The sequence below is a fragment of the Micromonospora sp. NPDC049114 genome (genome assembly GCF_040648635.1).
Taxonomy (GTDB): domain Bacteria; phylum Actinomycetota; class Actinomycetes; order Mycobacteriales; family Micromonosporaceae; genus Micromonospora.
The window spans coordinates 291,644-316,471 of record NZ_JBEZEA010000006.1; the positions used below are offsets into that span (position 1 = coordinate 291,644).

Below are 24,828 nucleotides of genomic sequence, written 5' to 3' on the forward strand. Positions count from 1 at the left end.
GACGTATGCTGTCCGACCTGTCGCCGTGGGCGGGCCGGGTTTTCTGCCAGGAGGTGCGTTTGAGCCGCTTCGAGCGGGTACGCGGGCGGCTTCGCCGCGCCTACCAGTCACGACAGGAGTCGACGCGCGTCGACGAGGGCACGTTGAGTGAGGAGTTGAGCGACGTGTCGGGGGCGGCCGGTGTGGCGTCGCCGGCGGTGCCGGGGCCGACCGCAGCACCGAGCGCCACCGTCTACGGCGCGGATGCTGCGGCGGAGCTGCACAGCTCCACCGCCAGCCGGGACGACGCCGACGTCCCGCACGGGCTGCGGATCGCCGCCGCGTGGTGCTGGCGGCTGATCGTGATCGGTGTGGTGGCCTGGGCCCTGCTCAGGATCGTCGGCACGATCAAGATCGTGATCATTCCGCTGGCCATCGCGCTGCTGCTCTCCGCGTTGCTCGCGCCAGCGGTGGGCTGGCTGTTGCGGGCCCGTTTCCCCCGGTCGCTGGCGACGGCGGTGGTGCTGGTCGGCGGCCTGGTCGCAGTCATCGGCACGCTGACGCTGGTGGTCAACGAGTTCATTCGCGGCGTACCCGAGCTGAGCGAGAAGTCGTCGGAAGGCGTCCGGCAGATCCAGAACTGGCTGAAGACGGGTCCGCTGCACCTCTCCGACACCCAGCTCGACCGCTACATCGACGAGGCGCAGGCCTGGATCAACGACAACACCTCGAAGTTCACCAGCGGTGCGCTGAGCACCGCGGCGACGCTGGCGGAGGTGCTGACCGGCACGCTCCTGGTGCTCTTCGCGACGTTCTTCTTCCTGCGCGACGGCAACCGGATCTGGCGGTTCCTGGTCCGGTTGCTGCCGGTGGCCGCCCGGTGGAAGGTCGACGACGCCGGCCGCGCCTCCTGGCAGACCCTCGTCGCGTACGTCCGCGCGACGGTGCTTGTCGCCTTCATCGACGCGGTCGGTATCGGCATCTTCCTGGTCATCTTCGACGTGCCGTTCGCCTTCCCGCTGGCGGCGCTGGTGTTCCTCGGCGCGTTCATCCCGATCGTCGGCGCGGCGCTCTCCGGCGGCGTGGCGGTGTTGGTGGCGCTTGTCGACAGCGGCCCGGTCACCGCGTTGATCATCCTCGGAGCGGTGATCGGCGTGCAGCAGATCGAGGGGCACGTGCTTCAACCGCTGATCATGGGGCGGGCGGTCGCCCTCCACCCGCTCGCGGTGATCATCGGCATCGCCGCCGGCGTGGTGCTCGCCGGCATCACCGGCGCGCTGGTCTCGGTGCCACTGATCGCCGTGCTGAACACCGCGGTCCGCCGACTGGCCGCCCGCACGGTCCCGGACACCCCACCCGACGCCGTGGTGGTAGCCGCGCAGGCCCCCTGACCTTTCTCCGCGATCTTGCAGTTTCTGTCGCCGCACAAGGGGCGTACCACCCCATATCGACGACAGAAACTGCAAGATCGGCGCGTCTTCGGGGTGGGGTGGGGCGTGTTGGGTCAGGTTGTGGCTAGGCGTTGCAGGGCGCCGCGGGCTACCTCGGGGCGGGTCGTGTACCAGAACGGGGGCAGCGAACGGCGCAGGAACGGCCCGTAGCCGCGCGCCGTCTCCAGCCGCGAGTCGAGCACCGCGACGACTCCCTTGTCGCCGGTCGCCCGGATCAGCCGGCCCACGCCCTGCGCCAGCCGAACCGCCGCGATCGGCACGCTGACCGCCGCGAAGCCGGAGCCGCCGCCCGCGTCCACGGCAGCGGCGCGGGCCGCCGCGAGGGGTTCGTCCGGCCGGGGGAAGGGCAGCCGGTCGATGACCACGAGCTGGCAGGCGTCGCCCGGCACGTCCACCCCCTGCCAGAGCGACATCACCCCGAACAGGCAGCTGGACCGCTCCTCACGGAACCGGCGCACCAGCAGCGGCAGCGCCTCCTCGCCCTGCAACAACACCGGCAGGTCGGTCCGCGCGCGCAGCAGCTCCGCCGCCTGCGTCGCGGCCCGCCGGGAGGAGAACAACCCGAGAGTACGACCACCGAGCGCCTCGACGAGCCCGAGCAGCTCCTCCCCGGCCGCGTCCGGCAGCCCGGAGACGCTGGGCCGGGGCAGGTGCGCGGCGACGTACAGGATGCCCTGCCGGGCGTAGTCGAACGGCGAGCCCACGTCCAGCGAGCGCCAGCCCGGCCCCTCGGTCGCTGGGATGGTGGCGGGATCCGCCAGCCGGCGGCCCGGTGTCTCGGCGGCCGGGCGGCCCGAGCCGGTGCGGGCGGCCAGCGAGGCGGCGGCCGGCGACGCTGGGACCGGCGGCGCGTCCAGCCCGAGGGCGCGGGCCACCGTGTCGAACCGGCCGCCGAGCGCCAGGGTGGCCGAGGTGGCCACGACGGTGCGTTCGTCGTACAGGTGGGTGGCGAGGGTGCCGGCGACCGACAGGGGCGCGACCACCAGGGCCCGTCGGCTGCCGCTGTCGTTCTTCTCCACCCAGGCCACGTCGTGGTCGGCCTCTTCGAGGAGCCGCTGGGCGGTGGTGGAGAGCTCGTCCAGCGCGGCCTTGGCCTGCTGCTTGCGGACCGGGTCGGGATCGTCCGACTTGACCTCGCCGATCGCGTCCAGGGCGGTGCGGGTGGCCGCGTCGAGCAGCGTGCACGCCTCGCGCAGCGGCGTCGGCAGGCCGGCGGTGAGTCGACCGGCCGGGGCCTCGGCCAGCCCGACGGCGAGGGCGTCACCGGCGGCGGTGAGCGCGTCGGCGGTCTCCGGCCGCAGCAGCGTACGGGCCCGCCGGGTGGTCCGGTCGATCAGCTCCGGCACCAGCTCGGCCTGCGCCGCCGAGGAGACCCGGTCGGCCAGCTCGTGTGCCTCGTCGACGATGAGCAGCTTGTGCGGCGGGACGATGTGCCGGTCGGCAAGCATGTCGACAGCCAGGAGGCTGTGGTTGGTCACCACGATGTCGGCCTCCCGGGCGCGGGCCCGGGACGCCTCGGCGAAGCACTCCGCGCCGAACGGGCAGCGGGTCGCGCCCACGCACTCCCGCGACGGCATGGAGACCAGCCGCCACGCCTGGTCGTCGACGCCCGGGTCCAGCTCGTCGCGGTCGCCGGTGTCGGTCTTCTCGGCCCAGTCGCGCAGTCGCTCGATCTGCTTTCCCAGCCGGCCCGCCTCGCCGAGCCACTTCGTGCCGCCGCCGGGGCGGGCGGCCGGGGCGTCGAAGAGGGTCTCCTCCGGCTCGTCCGCGGTGGAGTTGTCCAGCCGGGCCAGGCAGAGGTAGTGGTGCCGGCCCTTGAGCACCGCGAACGTGGGGCGGCGGCCGAGCAGCGGCTCGACGGCGTCGGCCAGCCGGGGCAGGTCGTGGTCGACGAGCTGGGACTGCAGGGCCAGGGTGGCCGTGGACACCACCACCGGGCCGTCCACGGTGAGGGCCGGCGCGAGGTAGGCCAGCGACTTGCCGGTGCCGGTGCCCGCCTGCACGAGCAGGTGCTCACCGCTGGTCACGCACTCCTCGATGGCGGTCGTCATCTGCTGCTGGCCGGGCCGCGCCGTGCCGCCGGGGACCGCGCCGACCGCCGCCGCGAGCAGGTCCGTACCGCTGGGCCGGGCACCACGCCGCCGGCTCCCGCCGCGGGCCGACGGGGTGGCGGAACCGGTGGCGGTGCGGGGCGGAGTCACCGTGCGACGGTACCCGCCGCCGCCGACACCGACCGTGCCCATCCGCCCGCGTGGCGCGGACCACCCATCGACCCCGCTGGTCCACCCCGTCCGGTTACGGCCGTGCTACGACGCGTGGGCAGTATCGGTTAGGGTGCGAATCATGCCGAGCGACGTGGTCCGAGTGATCTACCGCAAGTACGACGGCAGCGCGCACCGTGACTACCCGGCCCGTCGCCTCGCGGAGGACGACCTCGGCATCTGGCTGGGCGTCCCCTTCGGCACCGAGTCGGTCTACCACGGCCGGCCGTCGGTGGAGAAGATCCCCTTCGTTCTGCTGGTCCCGCACCACGCCTGGTGGACGTGCATGTTCAACCCGCCGCCACGGACCAGCGAGGTCTACTGCGACATCGCCACCCCGGCCCGCTGGGAGTCCGACGACACCGTCCACCTGATCGACCTCGACCTGGACGTGGTCCGGCGACGGGCCACCGGTCTGGTGGAGCTGCTCGACGAGGACGAGTTCGCCGAGCACCGGGCCCGTTTCGGCTACCCGCAGGACGTGGTGGTCGAGGCCGAGGCGGCGGCCCAGTGGCTGTACGGCGCCCTCGGCGACGGCAGCGAGCCGTTCGCCACCTCGTACCGCAAATGGTTGGCGCTGGTGGTCTGAGCCGGCGCGGGCTCACCAGCGCGGCGGCCACGTGTCGTCGTCGCCCAGCGGCGGCAGGCCGGCCAGCTTCTCCGGGTTGAGCTGATTGAAGATGCCGGTGATCCGGCCGTCGTCGACCGAGAACGCGGTGACCAGCCGGATCGGCCGCCCGTCGCTGTGGGCCGTCTCCAGCAGCAGGCCGAGGACGCCGTCGACGAGCACCGGGCGGGACCGCATCCGTCGCGCGTACCGCCCGGTCCGGCCGAACAGGCCGAGCGTGAAGCGGCTCACCGTGTCCGCGCCGACCACCGGCCGGCGGGCCGTGGGGAAGTGCCCGCCCGAGTCGCCGATCAGGACCACGTCCGGCGCGAGCACCCGCAGCAGCGGATCCAGCTCGCCGGACTCGGTGGCGGCCACGAACGCCGCGAGGACGCGTCGCTGCTCGGCCGGGTCGGCGGTGTGCCGGGGCGCGTCCGGCGCGGCGACGGCCCGGCGGGCCCGGGAGGCGAGCTGCCGGGCGGCCACCTCGCTGGTGCCGAGGACGTCCGCCACCCGCGCGAACGGCACCGCGAACACGTCGTGCAGCACGAACGCGAGCCGCTGTTCGGGCGCGAGGCGTTCCAGCAGCACCCGCAGCGCCGTGCCGACCTGGTCGCTGCGGACGGCGTGTTCGGCGGGGTCGGGGGCGTACCCGCCGGTGGGCGGCCCGCCGTCCAGCGGGCTCACGACCGGTTCCGGGAGCCACTGCCCGGGGTACGCCTCGCGGCGGACCCGCGCCGAGCGCAGCACGTCCAGGCAGAGCCGGGCGCAGGTGGTGGTCAACCAGGCGGAGAGATCGCGGATCTCGGCGCGGGCGGCCGGGTCGGCGAGCGCCCCGGCGTAGCGCAGCCAGGTCTCCTGCACCGCGTCCTCGGCCTCGCTGCGGCTGCCCAGCATCCGGTGGGCCACCGCGAGCAGCCGGCCCCGCTCGGCCTCGAACTCCGTCGCCAGGTCCCGCACGACCCACCACCCTCCCCCGAGCGCCACGTGCCTGGCGTACATCCTGCAACCAACCGGACGCGCCGGCGGCCCCGGACGTGACGGCGGGCCGGTGGCGCATCGAGCGGCCTCGACGCGATAGGGGGCGTCGGCGGCTGCCGTCGGCGGGCCTCGACGCGCGGATGGCCGGCGGGTGGGCGATGATCCGAGGATGAGCGAACCCCGGCAAGGGCAGAGCGGAGCTGTCGTGGCGCCGGACGGCGGGTCGGTGCGGGACCTGTTGCGGGTGACCGCGCCGGTGGATCTCGCCGCCATCGATCCCCGGTCCACGCCCGGCCTGCCGCCGCCGGACGTCATCGGCGAGCACCGCAAGACCTGGGCCCGTGCCCAGGTGGAGCTGGTCGGCGAGGAGTTGGGCCGGCAGCAGGAGATGCTGTTCGCGATGGCCAAGGCGGAGTCGGCCCGGCCGGCGCACCGGGTGCTGCTGGTGCTCCAGGCGATGGACTGCGGTGGCAAGGACGGCACGATCAAGCGGGTCGCCGGCGCGATGAACCCCCTGGGTCTGCACATCCGCTCGTTCGGTCCGCCGACGCCGCAGGAGCTGCGGCACGACTTCCTGTGGCGGATCCGCCGCGCGCTGCCGCCGCCCGGGTACGTGGGGATGTTCAACCGCTCACACTACGAGGACGTGTTGATCGCCCGGGTCGGGTCGTTGGTGCCGGAGCCGATCTGGCGGGCCCGCTACGACCAGATCAACGCCTTCGAGCGGGAGCTCGTCGACGACGGGGTGACAGTCGTGAAGGTGATGCTGCACATCTCGTACGCCGAGCAGGGCGAGCGGCTGCTGGAACGGCTCACCGATCCGCACAAGCACTGGAAGTACAACCCGTCGGACGTCGACTCCCGCGCGCAGTGGGACGACTACCAGGCCGCGTACGCCGAGGCGCTGAGCCGGTGCGGCACGGACGCCGCGCCGTGGTTCGTGGTGCCGGCGGACCGCAAGTGGTATCGGGACTGGGCGGTCGCCCACCTGCTGCGGGAGACGTTCGACACGCTCGATCTGGGGTATCCGCCTGCCGATTTCGACGTGGCGCGCGAGCGCGAGCGGTTGGCCGCTGGGGGTGCGGGGACGGTTGGGACGCCCGAGATGAACAGCAGGTGAACGAGCGGTGAATGTGGCCTGGCCAGGGGTGGGCCGGCGAAGTTGCGGTTCTGGCGTTTTCTAGCATTCACCGAGCGGACGCCTTCGGACGCCGCCACCCTTCCACCGACGCGACGAGGTCTGTGCTGTGAAGTTTTCCTTCCGCCCCACCGAGGGCGCCTTCTACGAGCTCTTCACCAGGGCCGCGCAGAACCTGGTCCGGGGCACCGCGTTGTTGAACGAGCTGGCTCTGCCCGGTGTCGACGTGCAGTCGGTCAGCGAGCGGCTGACCGAGGTCGAGCACGACAGCGACCAGATCACGCACGATCTCTACAAGAAGATCAACTCGACCTTCATCACGCCGTTCGACCGGGAGGACATCTACCGGCTCGGCTCGCTGCTCGACGACGTGATGGACCACCTGGAGGCGGTCGGCGACCTGCTGTACCTGTACGGGCTGACCGAGCTGCCAGCGCTGCCGCGGGAGCTGCACGAGATGGTCAACGTGCTCGACCAGCAGGCCAAGCTGACGGCCGAGGCGATGCCCCGGCTGCAGTCGATGAAGGATCTCGAGGACTACTGGATCGAGTGCAACCGGCTGGAGAACGAGGGCGACCGGATCAACCGGCAGCTGCTCGTCCGCCTCTTCTCAGGTGAGTACGACGCGTTGACGGTGCTGAAGATGAAGGAGGTCGCCGACGAGCTGGAGGCCGCCTGCGACGCCTTCGAGCACGTGGCCAACACGGTCGAGACCATCGCGGTCAAGGAGTCCTGAGCCGGTGACTCCCGAACTCATCGCCGTGCTGGCGGTGATCGTCGCCGCCATGGCGTTCGACTACACGAACGGCTTCCACGACGCGGCGAACGCAATCGCCACAAGCGTCTCCACCCGTGCGCTGACACCCCGGCTCGCCCTGCTGCTGGCCGCGGTCGGCAACTTCGTCGGCGCGCACTTCGGCGCCGGGGTGGCCAAGACCGTCGGCGACGGCCTGGTCACGCTCCCGCCCGGCGTGAGCAGCCTCGGCGTGGTCTTCGCCGGTGTGCTCGGCGCCATCGCCTGGAACCTGGTCACCTGGTACTTCGGCCTGCCGTCGTCGTCCTCGCACGCCCTGTTCGGTGGCCTGGTCGGCGCGACCCTGCTGTCCGCCGGCGGAGTGGTGCAGTGGGCCACCATCGGCGAGAAGGTCCTCCTGCCGATGGTGCTGTCGCCGATCGTCGGCCTGACCCTGGGTTACCTGCTGATGCTGGCCATCCTCTGGCTGTTCCGTAAGGGGCAGCCGGGCAAGCTCAACCGCGGTTTCCGCTGGGCACAGACCCTCTCGGCGGCGGCCATGTCCGTCGGCCACGGCATGCAGGACGCGGCGAAGACCATGGGCATCATCGTGCTGGCGCTCTACACCGGTGACTTCCAGAGCGACAAGACGCACATCCCGGGCTGGGTCTTCTGGACCTCCGCGACGATGCTGGCGCTCGGCACCTACTCGGGCGGCTGGCGGATCATCCGCACCCTCGGCCGCAAGATCATCGATCTCGGGCCTCCGGAGGGCTTCGCCGCCGAGACGGTGGCCAGCGCGGTGCTCTACTTCAACGCCCTGGTGCTGAAGGCGCCGATCTCCACGACCCACACGATCACCTCGGCGATCATGGGTGTGGGCGCGACCAAGCGCCTCTCCGCGGTCCGCTGGAACGTCGCCGGCAACATCGTGATCGCCTGGATCATCACGTTCCCGGCGGCGGCGCTTATCGCCTGCCTCACCTACCTGCTGGTCCGGCCGATCTTCGGCTGACCTTCGGGAAAGGGCCCCTCGTCACGGTCTCACCGTGACGAGGGGCCCTTCGCCGTTCAGACGTACCGCACGCCGATCTGCTCGCGCACCGTGTCCAGCAGGGTCATCACCTCGAGCGTCGTGGTGTGCGGCACCAGCGGACTCTCGGTCAGCCCGGCGGCCAGGCACCGCTGGACCTCGATCGCCTCGTACTGGTAGCCGTTGCCGACCTCCGCACCGGAGATCGTCTCGGGCTCGAAGCCGTCCCGGTGCAGGGTCAGCGAAGCCGGCCGGAAGAACGGCTCCGGCAGGTCGATGCGGCCCGCGCTGCCGGTGATCGAGGCAGCCAACGAGCTCGCCCCGACCATGCCGCAGCTCAGCGTCGCCACCGCCCCGCTGTCGTAGCCGAACAGGATGCCGGTGTTCTCGTCGGTCCCCTCCGGGCCCAGGTGCGCCCAGGAGCGGATGTGCTGCGGCACGCCCAGCAGCAGGTGCGCGAGGCTGATCGGGTAGATCCCCAGGTCGAGCAGGGCGCCCCCACCCAGCGCCGGGTTGCGCATCCGGTGCTCCGGCGGGAACGGCCCGGCCACCCCGAAGTCGGCCCGGACGTTGCGCACCGTGCCGATCGCGCCCTCGGCGATCAGCTGGACCGCGCGGAGGATGAGCGGGTTCGTCCTCATCCACATGGCCTCCATCAGGAAGACCCCCGCGGCGCGCGCGGTTTCCACCAGCTCGGTGCTGGTGGCCAGTTCGAGGGTGAACGGCTTCTCCAGCAGCACCGCCCGGCCGGCGGTCAGGCAGGTCAGCGCCGCCTCGTGGTGCGCGGCGTGCGGGGTCGCCACGTAGATCACGTCGACCTCCGGATCGGCGGCCAGCTCCACCCAGGAGCCGTATGCGCGCTTCGCGCCGTACGTGTCGGCGAACCGCTGCGCGCTGTCGGCGGAGCGGGAGCCGACCGCGACCAGTTCGGCGTCCGGCACCAGCCGGAGGTCTTCGGCGAAACGGCTGGCGATGTGGCCGGTGGCCAGGATGCCCCAACGAGTCATGCCGGAACGCTAACCCCTGTGCCGGCGGGGCGAACGCCGCCCCTCGCTGCCCCGGCCACCCCCCGGGTTCCCCCTTTGCTCTGCTTCAGCCCAGGCAACACCGACGGGCCGTTTCTGTCGCCTCCGCTGAAGCAGAGCAAAGGGGCTGAGCTGAGCATGGGTCAGCGGCGGCCCGGCAGCGCGGTGTGGCGGCGAACTAGGCTCGCGGCATGACGATCGACAGTGACGGCTTCATCGCGCCCGCCGCCCTGGTCGAGCACGCCCGCCGGTTCCGGGCCGAGGGCGGCACCCCGGCGACGCCGCGCGTCGCCGCCACCGTGCTGCTGCTGCGTCCGACCGACACCGACTTCGAGGTGTACGTCATCCGCCGCGTCGCCGCGATGACCTTCGGCGGGATGTACGCCTTCCCCGGCGGCGGGGTCGACCGCTCCGACTCGGAGGCGCACGTGGACTGGGCCGGCCCGACGCCGACCGAGTGGGCGGACCGGCTCGGGGTGGCCCCGGACGCCGCCCAGGCGATCGTCTGCGCCGCCGCCCGGGAGGTCTTCGAGGAGGCGGGCGTCCTGCTCGCCGGCCCGGCCCCGGCCGCCGCCGGTGGGCTCCCCGCCGAGGCGCATCCGACGGTGGTGGGTGACGTCAGCAGTGACGACTGGGAGGCGGCCCGGCAGGACCTGGAGGGGCGTCGGCTGGGCTTCGCGGCGCTGCTCGCCGACCGTCAGCTCACGCTGCGGTCGGATCTGCTGCTGCCGTGGAGCCGCTGGATCACCCCGGAGTTCGAGCCGCGCCGCTTCGACACGTACTTCTTCGTCGCTCTGTTGCCGGCGGGGCAGCGGACCCGCGACGTCTCCGGCGAGGCCGACCACACCCTCTGGATCCGTCCGGCGGACGCGCTGGCCCGCGCCGAGGCGGGCGAGCTGACCATGCTGCCGCCGACGGTGGTCACGCTGGCCCAGGTGGCGGCGGCCGGCGACCTGGCCGGGGTGGCGCGGGCGGCGGCCGACCGGGACGCCGCCACGCCGATCACTCCGCGCCTGGACCTCCCGGCCGACGGCGAGCCCCGCTTCGTGCTCGGCTGACTCGGCCGGCGGCCCGCCGTATCCCTGGGGTACGGCGGACCGCCGGTCGGTCAGTAGTGCCCGACGTAGCGGTAGTCGGCGTTGAGGCTGCCCGGAGCGGCGTGCGCCGGTGCCAGCGCGTCGAACGGCGCCACCGTGAGGAAGCGGACGAACTGCTGGTCCGCCTCCTCGTTGGGCGCGTAGGTGAGGACGTCGATGTCGCCCGGAGCGACGTCGCGCTCGACCCAGTCCATCAGCGGCTGCAGGAACTCCGGGATGCCGACCTCCGACGGGTGCTCGGTCGGCTCCGGCCCGAACAGGCAGTGGTAGCCGGCCGGCACCAGGTACAGCCGCGTGAACGCCTCGCTGCCGCCGCGGCGCTGCACCGCCGCGTAGTAGTCGACGGTCGAGAACGGGGGGACGGACGGGTCCGCCCAGCCGTGGTAGAGGATCAGCTTGCCGCCCTGGTCGCGGAACGCGGACAGATCCGCGTCGGTGGCGTTGTAGATGGCGTCCCCCAGCACGTTCAGCCGCTCGAAGGTGGCCCGGGTGAACCGCACATCGGTCAGCTGGAAGTCGGCCGGTGGGTTCTGCGGGTACGCGAGGTACCTCAGGTAGTTGAGCGCGATCCTCGCGGTGTTGCCGTCCACCGGGGCGCCGGAGCGCACCACGAACTCGTCGATCCAGCCCAGCTCAGATCCGTACGGCATGCCGCCCGGGTAGAGGCCGTTCGGGCCGCGGTAGAACGCCACAACTGCAGCCACCTGGGCGGGCGTGAGGCAGTCGGGCCGGTCCGTGCCGCGCGGGCAGCGCAGCGACGACGGCTGGAACCCGCACCGCCGGGGGTCCTCGATGACCGAGCCGCACTGTCGAACAACCGCCTCGTGCAGCGCGGGGATCTTTTCCGGGCCGAGGATCTGCCGGCCCGACGCGTCGGTGTTGCGCAGCACCACCCAGGCGTTGAGCAGCGCCAGCGGCGCCAGGTTGTGTACCGGTGCGCCGGCCAGGATGCCGTCGAAGTCGGACGGGAACCGCTGCGCCAGCATCAGGCCCTGCCGGCCGCCGGTCGAGCAGCCGTCGAAGTACCGGTACGTCGGCCCGTGCCCGTAGTACGCGACCATCACCGCGTCCGCCACCCGCCGCAGCCGGTGCTCGGACAGCAGCCCGAACTCCAGTCGCGCCCGCGGGTCGGCGCCCCAGGTCGCCGGCTCGGTGGTCTGCGGGTCGCCGGTGTGCCCCGTGTCGTCGGAGGCCAGCACCAGCCTGCCGTCCCGCGCGGCAGCGCACTGGAACCCGAAGAGCGGCAGGGTCAGGTCGGGCACCGTGCCGCACAACCCGCTACAGCCCTGCTGCACGTACTGCCCCGTCCAGCCGGAGACGGGGAGCTTGACGGTGAACCGTGTCTGCGGCCGGATCACCCCCTGCACCAGGCAGAATTCCTGGCCCTCGGCATTGGTGTCGCGCTCCGCCGACGTCACCGACACCTGCGGGATCCGTGCACGCGCCAACCCCGCGCACCTGTCGGCAGGCGGGTCGGTGGCGGATACCGGCGTGACGATCAGGGGTACGACGGTCAGCAGTGCCAGCACAGTCCGGATCATGTTCCCTCCTCTTTGGAGGGAGATTAGGCAGGCTGGCGGGCCTGCCGGATCAGTCCCGGGACGGGACTCGCGGTCATCCCCGGGGCGGAGCGGTGCCCGGCCGCACCAGGCCGCACTCGTAGGCGAGCACGGCCGCCTGCACCCGGTCACGCAGACCGAGCTTGAGCAGGATCGCCGACAGGTGGGTCTTCACGGTGGCCCGGCTGAGGACCAGGCGCTCCGCGATCTCGTCGTTGGAGAGCGCCCGCGCGACAAGCGTGAGCACCTCGATCTCCCGGGCGCTGAGCGCGTCGAGCGCCGGTGGGGGAGTGCCGCCGGGCAGTTCGCTGGCGAACCTGTCGAGCAGCCGCCGGGTGACTGTCGGCGCGAGCAGCGCCTCACCGCGCGCCACCACCCGTACCGCACTGGCCAGCTCGTCGGGCCGGATGTCCTTGAGCAGGAAGCCGCTGGCGCCGGCCCGCAGCGCCGAGAACACCGGCTCGTCCAGGTCGAACGTGGTCAGCATGATGATCCTCGCCGCCTGGCCGGCGGCGACCAGCCGGCGGGTCGCCTCGATGCCGTCCAGCCGGGGCATCCGTACGTCCATCAGGATCACGTCCGGTCGCAGACGCCCGGCCAGCTCGACAGCCTCCAGGCCGTCGCCCGCCTCGCCGACCACCTCGAGGTCCTCGCGGCTCTCGATGATCATCGCGAACCCGGCGCGCACCAGGGCCTGATCGTCGGCGATCAACACCCGGATGGCCGCCGCCGTCATGGCGAGGTGAGCGGCAGGTCCGCCCGTACCCGAAAGCCGCCCCCGGGCACCGGTCCGGCGTCCAGCGTCCCGCCCAACAACCGGGCCCGTTCCTGCATCCCCACGATCCCCCGGTGCGCGGAACGGTCGACCCGGCCGCTCGGACGGGCCGGGCCGTCGTCACGGATCTCCAGCCGCACCGACCGGGGCGAGCACCGCACCAGCACCCGGGCCGTCGTGGCCTGGCTGTGCCGCAGCGTGTTGGTCAGCGACTCCTGGACGATCCGGTACGACGAGAGGTCCACCGCCGCCGGCAACGGTGACCTGGCTGGCTCCCGGTCCAGCTCGACGGTGAGGCCAGTGGCACCCAGCGACGCGGCCAGCGTGTCCAGTTGCGCCAGGCCGGGCTGCGGGGTGGCCGAGTCGGGCTCGGCGTCGGCGCTCATCGTCTGCAACAGCACCCGCAGTTCGGCCAGGGTGGAACGGGCCGCCAGGTCGATCGAGGCGAGCGCCGTGCGGGCCAGGTCGGGTCGGCGCTCGAAGACGTCCTGCGCGGCGCCGGCCTGCACGACGATCACCGACACCGTGTGGACCAGCACGTCGTGCAGTTCGCGGGCGATCCGTTCGCGTTCCTGGGTGACGATGCGCCGCTCGGAGTCCTGCCGGCGCAGCGCGCGGGTCCGGCCCAGCTCACCGAGGGTCCAGCCGAGCGCCGGGCCGGCGATCGCGAGCAGCACGTTGCGCCAGTCGCCGTACGCCAGCTTCCAGGGCGTGCCGGCCAGCAGCAGGCCGAGCACCCACAGCGACCGCGACGGTGGCCTCCGGCGCGCGTACCCGGCCAGCACCGCGGCGACCTGGCCGAGCCAGCCGATGGCCGGACTGAGCGCCTCGATGCCGATCCCGGCGAGGACGGCCACCGCCATCGCGCCCTCCGGCTGGCGGCGCAGCACCGCGATGGTGCTGGCCTGCACCGCCGCCAACGCGAGGGCGGCGGCGTAGCCGAGCACGTGGTGTGGACCGTTCGGCGTGACCAGGATCAGCGCCGCGAGCACGACGAACAGGCCGACGGCGACCCGCACGTCGGGCCGGCATCCGCGCAGGAGCCTGCCGGGTGAACGCACCCGATGATCGTAGGCAGCTCACGGATCGGCGGTCATCGGCCGTGGGAACGACGAAGCGGCCCGTCCGGAGACGGACCGCCTGCGTCGCGCACGGGAAGAGGAAGGTTCAGCCGAAGCGGCCGGTGATGTAGTCCTCGGTCTTCTTGACGCTCGGGTTGCTAAAGATCTTCTGGGTGTTGTCGTACTCGATGAGACGGCCCGGGTCGCCGGTCTTCTCGATGGAGAAGAAGGCGGTCCGGTCCGACACACGGGCGGCCTGCTGCATGTTGTGCGTCACGATGATGATCGTGAACTTGTCCTTGAGCTGGAACATCAGGTCCTCGATGGCCAGCGTGGAGATCGGGTCCAGGGCCGAGCAGGGCTCGTCCATCAGCACGACCTGCGGCTCGACAGCGATGGTCCGGGCGATGCAGAGCCGCTGCTGCTGACCGCCGGAGAGGCCCGCGCCGGGCTTGCCCAGCCGGTCCTTGACCTCGTCCCACAGGTTCGCCGAGCGCAGCGCCTTCTCGGCCGCCTCGTCCAGGATCGACTTGCGTCGCACGCCGTTGAGCTTCAGCCCGGCCACCACGTTCTCGAAGATGCTCATGGTGGGGAACGGGTTCGGCCGCTGGAAGACCATGCCGATGGTGCGCCGGACCGCGGTGACGTCCACGTCCCGGTGGTAGATGTCCTGGTCGTCGATGGTCAGGCTGCCCTCGACCCGGGCGCCCGGCAGCACCTCGTGCATCCGGTTGATCGACCGCAGGAAGGTCGACTTGCCGCAGCCGGACGGCCCGATGAGAGCGGTGACGGTCTTCGGCTCGACAGTCAGGTTGATGTTCTCGATCGCCTTGAACCCGCCGTAGTAGGCGGTGACGTTCGAGGCGGAGACGCGCTTGGCCATGGTGGTACCTCCGGGGTTCATCGGCTGAGCCTGTTGCGACGGGCCAGCAGTTTCGCCGCGATCGTCAGGATGAGCACGAGGGCGACCAGGGTGAGTGCCGCCGTCCACGCCCGTGCCGGCGCGTACTTCGACGCGTCACCGGCCTGCTGGTAGACGAAGAGGGACAGCGACGACTGGTTGTTCTCGAAGGGGTTGGTGTTGATGGCGGCGCCACCGCCGGCGACCAGGAGCACCGGCGCGGTCTCGCCGGCCGCGCGGGCGATGGCGAGCATGACGCCGGTGACGATGCCGGGCAGCGCCGTCGGCACCACCACCCGCAGGATGGTCTTCCACTTGGGGATGCCGAGCGCGTACGCGCCCTCGCGCAGTGGCGCCGGGACGAGGCGGAGCATCTCCTCGGTGGACCGGACGATGGTGGGCAGCATGAGCACGCTCAGCGCGAGCGCGGCGGCGAAGCCGGAGAAGCTCGGCCGTCCGTCGTTGAACCACGGCGACACGACCAGCACCCAGAACGCCAGCACGAAGAGGCCGGAGACGATCGACGGGATGCCGGTCATCACGTCCACGAAGAATCGGATCGCGAAGGCGAACTTGCCCCGCCCGTACTCGACGATGTAGATCGCGCAGAGGACGCCGAGCGGGACGGTGATCAGGGTGGCGATCCCGACCTGCTCCAGCGTGCCGACGATCGCGTGGTACGCGCCGCCGTTCGGGTCCCGGGCGCCGATGTTGTTCATCGAGGTCTGGAAGAAGTTGGCGTCGAACCGCTCGGCGCCCTTGCTGACCAGCGTCCAGACCACCGAGACGAGCGGCAGCACCGCCAGCACGAAGGCGGAGTGGATCAGTGCGCTCCAGGTGCGGTTGCGGGCCGACCGGCGCCCCTCGACCGCGTTGGCGGCGGCGAAGAGCCCGGCCAGGTAGAGGATCGCGCCGAGGACGACCACGAGGACCGGGCCGCCGATGTCGGTGCCGTAGACGATCACGGCGGAGAGCGCCAGGGCTGCCACGGCGATGGCCGGGGCGGCGTACCCGGGCAGCCGCCGGGCCCGCAGCGAGGACGGCTGGGCCGGCGGGCGGGTGCGGTGGGAGGTGACGGTTGTGGTCATGCGGCCGACTCCGTGAACTCCCGGCGGCGGTAGATGATCGCCCGCGCCGTGATGTTGACGATCAGCGTGATGGTGAACAGCACCAGGCCGGAGGCGATGAGCGCGCCCCGGCCGGTCTCGTTCGCCTCGCCGAACGCGTTGGCGATGTTGGCGGCGATGGTGTTGCCGCCGTTCTGGATCAGGTTGAACGAGATGCCGAAGGTGATGCCGAGGGTCAGCGCCAGGGCGATGGTCTCGCCGAGCGCCCGGCCGAGGCCGAGCATCACCGCGGCGATGATGCCGGGGCGGCCGTAGGGGAGCACCGCGGTGCGGAGCATCTCCCAGCGGGTGGCGCCCAGGGCGAGGGCGGCCTCCTCGTTGGCGGTCGGCGTCTGGAGGAACACCTCGCGCGAGAGCGAGGTGATGATCGGCAACACCATGATCGCGAGTACCAGGGCACCCAGCATGATCGACTTACCGAACGGGCCGTCGCCGCCGAAGATCGGGAGCCAGCCGAAGTACTCGTTCAGCCAGACGGAGAAGTCCCGGACCGGGTTGATGAAGATGTCCCGCCCCCAGAGGCCGAAGACCACGCTCGGCACGGCGGCGAGGAGGTCGACCAGGAAGCCGAGAGCTGTGCCAAGCCGGCGAGGTGCGTAGTGCGAGAGGTAGAGCGCGATCCCCAGCGCCACCGGCACCGCCATGAGCAGCGCCAGCGCCGCGCTGAGCACGGTGCCGAAGGCGAGTGTGCCGATGCCGAACTTCGGCTGCGTCTCGTTGGGGGACCAGCCCTCGTAGGACCAGAAGTTCTCGGTGTTGGCGCGCAGGGCCGGCACCGCCTTGGCGATCAGGAAGATCGCGATGGCGGCGATGATGACCAGAACGGCGGTGCCGGCGGCCAGTGTGAGACCGCGGAAGGCCCGCTCGGCGCCGAACTTGCGGCTGCGCGGCAGTGCGCCGCCGCCGCCCAGTCCGTCGCCGCCCGGGGAACGGGTGCTGACTGGTGCCTCGGCCACACGCGCCGAGGCACCGGCGGGCCACTCGTGACTCTGGGTCACGCGCGTCCCGCCGGTGCCGGCGTCGGCCGAGCGGTGAGGGGATTCACCCATCTGCTCGCTCGATTCGGTTGCGGAGGTGGTGGGGTCGGGTCAGGAGAGGTTCTTGACCGCGGTCTCGACCTTGGTGCGGACCGTCTCCGGCAGCGGGGCGTAGCCGAGGTCGGTCAGCGAGTTCTGGCCCTCGGCGCTGGCGGCGTAGCCCAGCAGACCCTTGACCAGTGCCAGCTTGTCGGCCGCGAGGCCCTTGCTGCAGACGATCTCGTACGTCGCCAGGACGATCGGGTAGGCCCCGGCCTCCTTGGTGTTGTAGTCGATCGACAGCTTGAGGTCGTCGCCCTGGCCATCGATCTTGGCGCCGGCGATGGTCTTGCCAGCGGCCTCGGCGGTCAGCGCGGCGAACTCGCCGTTACCGTTGCCGATCTTGGCCATGTTCAGGCCGGCGTTCTCGGCGAACGACCACTCCATGTAGCCGATGGAGCCGTCGGCACCCTTGACCGAGCTGGCCACGCCGTCCGAACCCTTGGCGCCGGTGCCGCCCGGGGCCTTCCAGGCCTTGGCGTTGCCCAGCGTCCAGTCCGCCTCGGAGGTCTTCGAGAGGAACTTGGTGAAGTTGTCGGTGGTGCCCGACTCGTCCGAGCGGTGGACGGTCTGGATGGTGGTCGCCGGGAGCTTGGCGTCCGGGTTGTCGGCCTTGATCGCCGCGTCGTCCCACTTGGTGACCTTGCCGGCGAAGATCTTCGCCAGGGTGGCCGGCTTGAGCTGGAGGTTGTCCACGCCGCTGACGTTGTAGGCGACGGCCACCGGGCCGATCACCATCGGCAGGTGGATGGCCTTGCCGCCGGCGCACTTGGCGTCGGCCTGCGGCTGCTCCTCCGGCTTGAGCGCGGAGTCGGAGCCGGCGAAGTCGGCGGTCCCGGCGATGAACGCCTGGATGCCGGCGCCCGAGCCGGAAGCCTCGTAGTTGATCGTGGTGCCAGCGCACTTCTGCTGGTACGCCTTGATCCACTCGGCCATGGCGTTCTTCTGCGCCGACGAGCCCTGGGCGTTCAGCGTGCCGGTAGCGCAGTCGACCGCGGCGGCCGAGCCCGCGGCAGTTGCGCCGGAGGCGGGCTCGTTGTTGTCCGAGCCGCATGCGCTGAGACCGAGCGTCGCGGCAAGAGCGAGGCCGGCAATAGCGCCGTACCGCTGGAGCTTCACCTGAGGGGTTTCCCTTCGCGTCTGACTTGGCGCCCCGATCCCGGGGCCCGAGGACCGGCTTTGACCGGCTGACACGAAAGTTAGAAGTGCCAGGTAGCCGGTTCGCCGGTCGCAAGTGAACGCAAGGTGAACACGTACGGCCCCCGAGGTGACCGCTTGCTGAGGGTGAGTTGTCCGTTAAGTGAACCGGGATACACCTGTCGGAAGTATGGGTATATATCCGGTTCAACGTTATCCCGCCGACGCTCGGCCGTTACCCGCCGGTGACTCGCTCGGCCCGACGGCCGACGGTCAGCCCAGGTGGTAGTTGATGTGCGCGGACCAGCGGGCGAAGCCCAACCGCTCGTAGAGCGCTACCGCCCCGGTGTTCGAGTCGTCCACGAAGAGCATCACCCGGTCCAGGCCCCGCTTGTCCCGCAGGTACGCGAGCCCCGCGGTGGTCAGCGCCCGACCGAGCCCGCCACCGTGCGCGGTCGGCTCCACGCCGAGCACGTACACCTCGCCGATGCGGGCCGACCCGGGCCGCTCGTGCACCTTCGTCCAGTGGAAGCCCAGCAGCCGACCGGTCGAGGTCTCCTCGGCGAGCAGGAAACCGGCCGGGTCGAACCACGGCTCGGCGAGGCGGACCCGCAGGTCGTCCGAGGTCCACCGCCCCTGCTCGGGATGCTCGGCGAAGGCCCGCGCGTTCAGGGCCAGCCAGGCCGCGTCGTCGGCACCGGGGCGGAACGCACGCAGCGTCACCCCGTCGGGCAGACGCGGCTCGCCCAGCGGGGCGGCCAACGGCCGGCGTAGCTGCCAGAGCACGCGCGCCCGGCTGAACCCGAGGTCCACGGCGAGCGCCGCCGCCGACGGGTGGTCGCCGTGCGCCCACGCCCGCAGTGGCCCGGTGGCCGAGGCGAGCACGCCCCGGGCCAGCGCCCGGCCCGTGCCCCGCCGCCGGTACGCGGGGTGCACCACCAGCTCCACCCCGATCCCGCCCACCGGGTCGGTGGTGTCGAGGTGGGCGTACCCGGTGAGGGTGCCGTCATCGGCGCGGGCCAGCAGGTGTACGGCCGGCGCCTGCGGATCGCGCAGGCGGAGCAGGACGTGTTCGTCGAGCGGGTCCGCGCCGTCGGTGTCGCCCGCCGTGCGCGCCAGGGCCAGCACGTCGGCGATCTCCGTCGGGGCCAGTCGGTCGGTCCGGGTCACCTGGTCGCTGGTCGGCTCCGCACTGCTCATTGGATCACCGTAGCCGCTGCGTCCGGTGCGTCCCGGACTCTCGCCCGAGTAGGGGGAAGTGGCTCACGTCGGGTCGGTGGGCAGTGCCTCCAACTCGTAACGCGAGCTGAGTGCGGGCAGAATCCGGCGCAGCGCGTCGACGGTGCCCTGCCGGTCGCCGCCGGCATCGTGCATGAGGACCACGGCACCCGGTTCCACCTGCGAGAGCACGGTCGCGGCGATCTTGCTGGCACCCGGGGCCTGCCAGTCCGACGGGTCCACCGACCAGTGCAGCGGGGTCATGCCGAGCTGCTGGGACACCGACACCACCGGGTACGTCCAGGCGCCGCCGGGTTGGCGGTACCAGACGATCGGGGCGTCCGGGACCGCCGCTCGGATCGCCTCGTTGGTGCGGACCAGGTCGGCGCGGATCTGGTCGGCGGACTTGTTGCCCAGGGTGACGTCGTGGTGCCAGGAGTGATTGCACAGGGTGTGGCCGTCGGCGACGATCGCCTGGACGAGGTCGGGATGATCCTGCGCGTTCTCGCCCACCACGCAGAAGGTGGCCTTGACGTCGTACTCGCGCAGGATCGCGAGGACCTGCGGGGTGTAGCGCGGGTCCGGCCCGTCGTCGAAGGTCAGCGCGAGTCGGGCGTTGCCGGTGTCGGTGTGGGCGCCGAACAGCTTGTCGCCGCTGGCGTTCTGCCCCGAGCCGTCCTGGCCGGCCTCGGTCGGGCCGGCGCTCTGGCTCGCGGTCGGGCTGCCCGTCGGGGTGCCGGTCGAGGGCTTCTCGGGAGGCTGGTCGGCGTAGTGCGTGCCGTCGCCCTCGGTGGTGACACCTGTGGCGTGTCGCTGGGTCTGGTCGGGGACGAGACTGCGGCCCAGCACGTACGCCGAGCCGAGCAGCGCGACCACCACCACCGTCACGATCACTGCCGCGCGCGCGGTCGAGCTGACCCGCGTCACGGCTTCCGCCCGGCTGGCCGGACGCGCCGGCCCCTCGCCCCCGTGCTACCTGCCCGCACCGTCGCCCCCTTTTCCGACAAACCCGGCAGTCAGAATATGACCGGCGAGCCGCGCAAAAGGGGCATATGGGAAATCGCCCTGGCTGGCTAGACGGGCAGCGGCGCGTGCTCCGCCTCGGGCAGGGAACGCGACGGCGGGACGACGAACTTGTAACCCACCTGGCGGACCGTGCCGATCATCGACTCGTACTCCGAGCCGAGCTTGGCGCGCAGCCGCCGGACGTGCACGTCCACCGTCCGGGTGCCGCCGAAGTAGTCGTAGCCCCAGACCTCGCGCAACAGCTGGTCGCGGGTGAACACGCGGCCCGGGTGCTGGGCGAGGAACTTCAGCAGCTCGAACTCCTTGTAGGTGAGGTCGAGCGGGCGACCCTTCAGCTTGGCGGCGTACGTGTCGGGGTCGATGGTCAACTCGCCGGCCCGGATCGAGCCGCCGGCACCGGCGGTCGCGTTGCTCAGGCGGCCGACCGCGAGCCGCAGTCGAGCCTCGACCTCGGCGGGACCGGCCGACGCGAGGATGACGTCGTCGACGCCCCAGTCCGCGTTCAGCGCGATCAGGCCGGCCTCGGTCACCACCGCGACCAGTGGCACCCCGAGCCCGGTCGCGTGCAGCATCCGACAGGTCGCTCGGGCCTCGCTCAACTCCGACCGGGCGTCCACCAGCACCGCGTCGGGGCTGGGCCCGGCAACCAGGGTGCGGACGTCGCGCGGCGCGGTGCGAACCGAGTGTGGCAGCAGGTCGAGCGCCGGCAGCACAGCCGACGGTTCCCCTGCGCGCGCGGTCACCAGCAGCAGGATCTCCACGATCACCTCCGTCCCGGCGGCGCAACGCCGCACGCGACCAGACACACTCGTGGCAGAGTGCGCTGAGAAATAGCGTGGTCCCGGCGTCGCTGACGGGCGGGTAACGCGTTGAGCGTAACCGATCGCCTCGGCTGCGCCTTGAGGTCATTTCCCGTTTGTCTAGCTTGCCCCTGATCGTGGCGCAGGTTTTAACGTTGCGGAAACCCGTGACCGGCGCGGCGGGCAGCCCATCTGGCACGATCGGGGCGTGTTTCCCTCCACCTCGTCCGACGCCGGCCGCGAATCGTGGTCCGACGGTCCCCGCCCGGGTCCGGCCGCTCCGACCCGTGGCCATCCGCCCGCGCCGCGCACCGGACCGGCCGTCGCCGAAGGCGAACGCCGTGGGCGGGGTGGGCCGCGCCGGGCCCGCCGCGCCGGGGAGCCGGCCCGTCGTTCCGAGGACGAGGTCGACGAGCCGGAGGAGGAGCCGGTCGCTCCGGTCGAGGTGCACCGGCCGCTGGCCCTGACCATCGCCGGCTTCGCCGCGCTGCTCGGGGTGGGTCTGGTGCTCGGCGCGCAGACGTCCGGGCCGGGTCACCGCCTGCCGTTCGCGTTCATCGTCTTCGGCGTCCAACTGCTGTTCGTGCTCGCCTGGACGATGGCCATGCGCCCACCCGCGCTGCTGCTGGTCGGCGGGATCAGCGCCGCGGTCGCCGCGGCCGCCGACATCGCCGCCGTCCAGAGTGACGTCGCCGGTCTGGCGCCGCTGGGCTACCTGGCCGTCGGCGGCTTCCTCGCCGCCGTGCTCGGCCAGCTGGTCCGCCGCGTCGACCGGGTCCGGGTCACCGACTCCCTCGGCGCCACCCTGCTCATCGTGGTCGGGGTCGTGGCCTTCGGCACCCTGATCGTGCTCAGCCGCATCCCGGCCGGCACCCAGGCGATCACGGTCTGCCTGACCGCGAGCGGGGTCGCGCTGACCGTCGCCCGGCTCACCGACGCGGTGCTGCCGTGGCCCCGGCTGGCCCCGCAGGTGCCCCGGGGCGCGGCAGGCGTCGTCGCCGGCGCGATGGTGGGCACGCTGGGCAGCGCGCTCCTCGGCAGCTATCTGGTGACCCCCTTCACGCCGACCCGGGCCGCGGTGATCGGCCTGGTCGCGGCCGTCACCGCAGTCCTCTCCGATCTCGCCGTGGGGTACGCGGAGGCGGGCCGCCTGATGGCCGGCGAACCGCCCACCATGTGGGTCGCCCGGCACATGCAGGGTCCGCTCGGCGGATTCGCCCTGGCCGCACCCGCCGCGTACGCCATGTGCATGCTGTTCCTCTGAGCCCACGGTTGAGGCCGGTGCCGGTCGGGTACCTACGGGTGCGCCGCGCTGCGGCACCGGTTCGGACGTCCCGCCGATCAGCGGCGGGCGGAGACAGGAGGCGGCGTGGCCCAGGAGTATCCGGCTGGCGAAGCCCGGCCCCGACGGCGCGGTCGCAAGCTGCTCATCGGCCTGGTCGTCCTGCTCCTGGTGGTGGGGGGTCTGCTGGTGGTCGCCGACCGTGTGGCGGTCGGCGTGGCCGAGCGGCTCATCGCCGAGCGGGTCAGCCAGGAGGTCAGCAAGCAGGGGGCGCAGTCGGCCAAGCCCGACGTCGAGGTCGGCGGGACGCCGTTCCTCACCCAGGTGCTGGACGGGCGGTACGAGCGGATCTCCATCACCCTGCGGGACGTGCAGGCGTCGGTCGAGGGTGACGCCGTACGGCTGCCGGTGCTGGATGTGGACGCCCGCAACGTGCGTGCCTCGATCGACACGCTGCGGACCGGGCAGGGCGACATCGTCGCCGACACGGTCAACGGCACCGGCACGATCAGCTACGAGAGCCTCGCCGCGCTGCTGAACCGACCCGGGCTCAAGCTCGGCGAGCAGGGCGGCAAGCTCGCCGTCACCGCCCCGGTCGACATCCTCGGTCAGAAGTTCACCGTCGCCGGCACCGCCGACGTCACCGTCGCCGAGAACGGCAAGGTGGCCCTGCGCTTCAACAACCTGGACGCCGCGGGCCTGCCGAACCTGCCGCTGGCCCGGCTGGCCCTGAACCGGTACGCCCAGGGGATCTCCATCGACGTGCCGCTGCCCGAGCTGCCGTTCCAGCTCGCGGTCCGGGAGGTCCGGCCGTTGCCCGAAGGGCTGGCGGTCACCGCCGACGCGAAGAACGTGCCGATCAACTCCGCCGGCTGAGTCGCGCCTCAATCGTCCGGGCCGCTGGGACGCTTCAGCTGCCCCGCAGCCCGGACGATCCCGGATGGTGGTCGGTCCAGTGGCAGCCCGGTCACTGGCTGGTAGGCTCCGTGCTCATGGGGACCCACCTCACCAAACGGCGCGCGGTCGACCTGTGCCGCGTGGCCACCTGCCTGTGTCGCCCTGTCATCTGACGGCGGGGCTGTTTTCGGCCGCCTGACGGCGGCCACCGGCACGCAGGGTCCTCGACCCTTTCCGGTGATCCCACCGAACGCCCGGCAGCGGCGCCGTCGCACGAACCCGTGATCCCGTCCTTCCGCTGGGTCCCGCGCGCGGTGCGACAGTTCAACCCATCGATATTCGCGCGTTGGCTCACCATCCATCCTCACCAGGGAGTGATTCGATGAGTCGCGACACCGCACTCGTATCGGCCGAGTGGGCCGAGAAGAACCTCGACGCCCCGGGCGTCGTCTTCGTCGAGGTCGACGAGGACACCTCGGCCTACGAGACCGGCCACATCGCCGGCGCCATCAAGATCGACTGGAAGACCGACCTCCAGGACCAGGTCCGCCGGGACTTCGTCAACAAGACCCAGTTCGAGGCGCTGCTGTCCGAGCGGGGCATCAGCAACGACGACACCGTGATCCTGTACGGCGGCAACAACAACTGGTTCGCGGCGTACGCCTACTGGTACTTCAAGCTCTACGGCCACCGCGACGTGAAGCTGCTCGACGGCGGTCGCAAGAAGTGGGAGCTGGACGCCCGCCCGCTGGTCACCGAGACGGCGGCCCGCCCGGCGACCCAGTACGTCGCGCAGGAGCCGGACACCTCCATCCGGGCCTTCCGCGACGAGGTCGTCGCCGCGATCGGCACCAAGAACCTGGTCGACGTGCGCAGCCCCGACGAGTTCGCCGGTCGGCTGCTCGCCCCCGCGCACCTGCCGCAGGAGCAGGCGCAGCGGGCCGGTCACATCCCGACCGCGATCAGCGTCCCGTGGTCCAAGGCGGCCAACGAGGACGGCACCTTCCGCTCCGACGACGAGCTGCGCAGGATCTACGGCGACGCGGGGCTGGACGACAGCAAGGAGACCATCGCGTACTGCCGGATCGGCGAGCGTTCCTCGCACACCTGGTTCGTGCTGCAGGAGCTGCTCGGTCACCGCAACGTGAAGAACTACGACGGTTCGTGGACCGAGTACGGCTCGCTCGTCGGCGTGCCTGTCGCGCTCGGCGACGAGCCCGGGGAGGCCTGATCCGCCATGACTGCTCCCACCGCCGCGGGTTGCGCCGCACCCGACCAGGCCGCGCCGCTGCCGGCCAGCCTGGACCTGGAGAAGGAAACCGTCATCACCGGCGTCGTCCGCTCGTCGGCGGACGAGGTCGTGCCGGGCGCGTACGTCCGGCTGCTCGACTCGACAGGTGAGTTCACCGCCGAGGTTGTCACCTCGGCGGCCGGCCAGTTCCGGTTCTTCGCCGCGCCCGGTTCCTGGACGCTGCGGGCGCTGTCCCGGCATGGCAACGGCGACGCCGCCGTCACTGCCGGCCGGGGCATCAACGAGGTCGCCGTCACCGTCGCCTGACCCATCGCTCTGATCGACCGGGGCCGGTCACCCGCAGAGGGTGACCGGCCCCGGTCGTCGTGGCGGCGGGGGGCCGCGGGCGGGCCGGCGGCCGGCCCCCCCCCCG

24 protein-coding genes are annotated in these 24,828 nt (G+C 71.9%); 11 read left to right on the forward strand and 13 right to left on the reverse strand.

The annotated features are described in order from the left end of the window. Positions 1–5: 5 nt before the first annotated feature. A complete protein-coding gene (locus AB0B39_RS19950; protein ID WP_357494819.1) occupies positions 6–1,370 on the forward strand; it encodes an AI-2E family transporter in 1,365 nt (454 codons plus the stop codon). 113 nt (positions 1,371–1,483) lie between these two features. Here the strand turns inward: AB0B39_RS19950 and AB0B39_RS19955 are convergent, their stop codons facing one another. Continuing rightward, complete coding sequence (locus AB0B39_RS19955) at positions 1,484–3,673, reverse strand: ATP-dependent DNA helicase (protein WP_357494817.1); 2,190 nt, start codon at positions 3,671–3,673, stop codon at positions 1,484–1,486. A 100-nt stretch (positions 3,674–3,773) separates the two neighbouring features. On the opposite strand from AB0B39_RS19955, the gene AB0B39_RS19960 reads away from it, so the two are divergent. Further along, complete coding sequence (locus AB0B39_RS19960) at positions 3,774–4,280, forward strand: DUF402 domain-containing protein (protein WP_357575012.1); 507 nt, start codon at positions 3,774–3,776, stop codon at positions 4,278–4,280. A 12-nt stretch (positions 4,281–4,292) separates the two neighbouring features. Here AB0B39_RS19960 and sigJ read toward each other — a convergent pair whose 3' ends face one another. Continuing rightward, positions 4,293–5,258 carry an RNA polymerase sigma factor SigJ gene (sigJ, locus tag AB0B39_RS19965; protein WP_357575013.1) on the reverse strand — a complete coding sequence of 322 codons (966 nt, stop codon included), beginning with the start codon at positions 5,256–5,258 and terminating at the stop codon, positions 4,293–4,295. Between the two features lie 190 nt (positions 5,259–5,448). On the opposite strand from sigJ, the gene AB0B39_RS19970 reads away from it, so the two are divergent. The 3 genes from AB0B39_RS19970 (at position 5,449) to AB0B39_RS19980 (ending at position 8,165) form a co-directional block, all read left to right on the forward strand. Continuing rightward, positions 5,449–6,399 (forward strand): PPK2 family polyphosphate kinase, encoded by a 951-nt coding sequence (locus tag AB0B39_RS19970; protein ID WP_357494812.1) that lies wholly within the window; start codon positions 5,449–5,451, stop codon positions 6,397–6,399. Positions 6,400–6,526: 127 nt separating this feature from the next. Beyond that, positions 6,527–7,153: a DUF47 family protein gene (locus tag AB0B39_RS19975; RefSeq protein WP_007465788.1), complete on the forward strand. Its 627-nt coding sequence runs from the start codon at positions 6,527–6,529 to the stop codon at positions 7,151–7,153. Positions 7,154–7,157: 4 nt separating this feature from the next. Further along, the gene (locus AB0B39_RS19980; RefSeq protein WP_234588328.1) at positions 7,158–8,165 is read left to right on the forward strand and encodes an inorganic phosphate transporter; all 1,008 of its coding nucleotides are present in this window, start codon (positions 7,158–7,160) and stop codon (positions 8,163–8,165) included. Between the two features lie 56 nt (positions 8,166–8,221). Here AB0B39_RS19980 and AB0B39_RS19985 read toward each other — a convergent pair whose 3' ends face one another. Beyond that, positions 8,222–9,190: a Gfo/Idh/MocA family oxidoreductase gene (locus AB0B39_RS19985; RefSeq protein ID WP_357575014.1), complete on the reverse strand. Its 969-nt coding sequence runs from the start codon at positions 9,188–9,190 to the stop codon at positions 8,222–8,224. A 209-nt stretch (positions 9,191–9,399) separates the two neighbouring features. Here AB0B39_RS19985 and AB0B39_RS19990 point away from each other — a divergent pair, with 209 nt between their 5' ends. Beyond that, on the forward strand, positions 9,400–10,266 hold the full coding sequence (locus AB0B39_RS19990) for an NUDIX hydrolase (RefSeq protein WP_357575015.1): 867 nt from the start codon (positions 9,400–9,402) through the stop codon (positions 10,264–10,266). 50 nt (positions 10,267–10,316) lie between these two features. Here AB0B39_RS19990 and AB0B39_RS19995 read toward each other — a convergent pair whose 3' ends face one another. From AB0B39_RS19995 to AB0B39_RS20040, 10 genes are all read right to left on the reverse strand, one after another. Then, a complete protein-coding gene (locus AB0B39_RS19995) occupies positions 10,317–11,846 on the reverse strand; it encodes a tannase/feruloyl esterase family alpha/beta hydrolase (RefSeq protein WP_357575016.1) in 1,530 nt (509 codons plus the stop codon). 73 nt (positions 11,847–11,919) lie between these two features. Then, a complete protein-coding gene (locus tag AB0B39_RS20000) occupies positions 11,920–12,600 on the reverse strand; it encodes a response regulator transcription factor (RefSeq protein WP_357575017.1) in 681 nt (226 codons plus the stop codon). Beyond that, positions 12,597–13,700 carry a histidine kinase gene (locus tag AB0B39_RS20005; RefSeq protein ID WP_357575018.1) on the reverse strand — a complete coding sequence of 368 codons (1,104 nt, stop codon included), beginning with the start codon at positions 13,698–13,700 and terminating at the stop codon, positions 12,597–12,599. Before AB0B39_RS20005 ends, AB0B39_RS20000 begins: the two co-directional genes overlap by 4 nt. A gap of 106 nt (positions 13,701–13,806) precedes the next feature. Beyond that, on the reverse strand, positions 13,807–14,583 hold the full coding sequence (pstB, locus tag AB0B39_RS20010; RefSeq protein ID WP_234588357.1) for a phosphate ABC transporter ATP-binding protein PstB: 777 nt from the start codon (positions 14,581–14,583) through the stop codon (positions 13,807–13,809). A gap of 17 nt (positions 14,584–14,600) precedes the next feature. After that, positions 14,601–15,689 (reverse strand): phosphate ABC transporter permease PstA, encoded by a 1,089-nt coding sequence (gene pstA / locus AB0B39_RS20015; RefSeq protein WP_357494798.1) that lies wholly within the window; start codon positions 15,687–15,689, stop codon positions 14,601–14,603. Then, positions 15,686–16,777: a phosphate ABC transporter permease subunit PstC gene (gene pstC, locus AB0B39_RS20020; RefSeq protein ID WP_357575019.1), complete on the reverse strand. Its 1,092-nt coding sequence runs from the start codon at positions 16,775–16,777 to the stop codon at positions 15,686–15,688. The genes pstA and pstC overlap by 4 nt, the downstream gene beginning before the upstream one ends. Before the next feature lie 39 nt (positions 16,778–16,816). Beyond that, positions 16,817–17,923: a phosphate ABC transporter substrate-binding protein PstS gene (gene pstS / locus AB0B39_RS20025; protein ID WP_234588342.1), complete on the reverse strand. Its 1,107-nt coding sequence runs from the start codon at positions 17,921–17,923 to the stop codon at positions 16,817–16,819. A gap of 291 nt (positions 17,924–18,214) precedes the next feature. After that, entirely contained in the window at positions 18,215–19,141 is a 927-nt protein-coding gene (mshD, locus tag AB0B39_RS20030) for a mycothiol synthase (RefSeq protein WP_357494796.1), read from the reverse strand. A 63-nt stretch (positions 19,142–19,204) separates the two neighbouring features. Next, complete coding sequence (locus AB0B39_RS20035) at positions 19,205–20,086, reverse strand: polysaccharide deacetylase family protein (RefSeq protein ID WP_234588344.1); 882 nt, start codon at positions 20,084–20,086, stop codon at positions 19,205–19,207. A gap of 146 nt (positions 20,087–20,232) precedes the next feature. Next, entirely contained in the window at positions 20,233–20,952 is a 720-nt protein-coding gene (locus tag AB0B39_RS20040; protein WP_179781168.1) for a response regulator transcription factor, read from the reverse strand. 241 nt (positions 20,953–21,193) lie between these two features. On the opposite strand from AB0B39_RS20040, the gene AB0B39_RS20045 reads away from it, so the two are divergent. The 5 genes from AB0B39_RS20045 to AB0B39_RS20065 all read left to right on the forward strand — a co-directional run bounded on the left by AB0B39_RS20045 (position 21,194) and on the right by AB0B39_RS20065 (position 24,722). Next, positions 21,194–22,249 carry a hypothetical protein gene (locus tag AB0B39_RS20045; RefSeq protein ID WP_357494793.1) on the forward strand — a complete coding sequence of 352 codons (1,056 nt, stop codon included), beginning with the start codon at positions 21,194–21,196 and terminating at the stop codon, positions 22,247–22,249. A gap of 105 nt (positions 22,250–22,354) precedes the next feature. Beyond that, complete coding sequence (locus tag AB0B39_RS20050; RefSeq protein ID WP_357575020.1) at positions 22,355–23,143, forward strand: DUF2993 domain-containing protein; 789 nt, start codon at positions 22,355–22,357, stop codon at positions 23,141–23,143. 116 nt (positions 23,144–23,259) lie between these two features. Beyond that, entirely contained in the window at positions 23,260–23,337 is a 78-nt protein-coding gene (locus tag AB0B39_RS20055) for an Ms5788A family Cys-rich leader peptide (RefSeq protein WP_310503780.1), read from the forward strand. 209 nt (positions 23,338–23,546) lie between these two features. After that, complete coding sequence (locus AB0B39_RS20060; RefSeq protein ID WP_357494789.1) at positions 23,547–24,395, forward strand: sulfurtransferase; 849 nt, start codon at positions 23,547–23,549, stop codon at positions 24,393–24,395. 6 nt (positions 24,396–24,401) lie between these two features. Further along, on the forward strand, positions 24,402–24,722 hold the full coding sequence (locus AB0B39_RS20065) for a DUF1416 domain-containing protein (RefSeq protein ID WP_357494787.1): 321 nt from the start codon (positions 24,402–24,404) through the stop codon (positions 24,720–24,722). Positions 24,723–24,828 lie beyond the last annotated feature (106 nt).

Coding starts and splice junctions, on each gene's coding strand:
- AB0B39_RS19950 (WP_357494819.1), top strand. CDS start 6: ATGCTGTCCGACCTGTCGCCGTGGGCGGGCCGGGTTTTCTGCCAGGAG.
- AB0B39_RS19955 (WP_357494817.1), bottom strand. CDS start 3,673: ATGGGCACGGTCGGTGTCGGCGGCGGCGGGTACCGTCGCACGGTGACT.
- AB0B39_RS19960 (WP_357575012.1), top strand. CDS start 3,774: ATGCCGAGCGACGTGGTCCGAGTGATCTACCGCAAGTACGACGGCAGC.
- AB0B39_RS19970 (WP_357494812.1), top strand. CDS start 5,449: ATGAGCGAACCCCGGCAAGGGCAGAGCGGAGCTGTCGTGGCGCCGGAC.
- AB0B39_RS19985 (WP_357575014.1), bottom strand. CDS start 9,190: ATGACTCGTTGGGGCATCCTGGCCACCGGCCACATCGCCAGCCGTTTC.
- AB0B39_RS19990 (WP_357575015.1), top strand. CDS start 9,400: ATGACGATCGACAGTGACGGCTTCATCGCGCCCGCCGCCCTGGTCGAG.
- AB0B39_RS19995 (WP_357575016.1), bottom strand. CDS start 11,846: ATGATCCGGACTGTGCTGGCACTGCTGACCGTCGTACCCCTGATCGTC.
- AB0B39_RS20000 (WP_357575017.1), bottom strand. CDS start 12,600: ATGACGGCGGCGGCCATCCGGGTGTTGATCGCCGACGATCAGGCCCTG.
- pstB (WP_234588357.1), bottom strand. CDS start 14,583: ATGGCCAAGCGCGTCTCCGCCTCGAACGTCACCGCCTACTACGGCGGG.
- pstA (WP_357494798.1), bottom strand. CDS start 15,689: ATGACCACAACCGTCACCTCCCACCGCACCCGCCCGCCGGCCCAGCCG.
- pstC (WP_357575019.1), bottom strand. CDS start 16,777: ATGGGTGAATCCCCTCACCGCTCGGCCGACGCCGGCACCGGCGGGACG.
- mshD (WP_357494796.1), bottom strand. CDS start 19,141: ATGAGCAGTGCGGAGCCGACCAGCGACCAGGTGACCCGGACCGACCGA.
- AB0B39_RS20055 (WP_310503780.1), top strand. CDS start 23,260: ATGGGGACCCACCTCACCAAACGGCGCGCGGTCGACCTGTGCCGCGTG.
- AB0B39_RS20060 (WP_357494789.1), top strand. CDS start 23,547: ATGAGTCGCGACACCGCACTCGTATCGGCCGAGTGGGCCGAGAAGAAC.
- AB0B39_RS20065 (WP_357494787.1), top strand. CDS start 24,402: ATGACTGCTCCCACCGCCGCGGGTTGCGCCGCACCCGACCAGGCCGCG.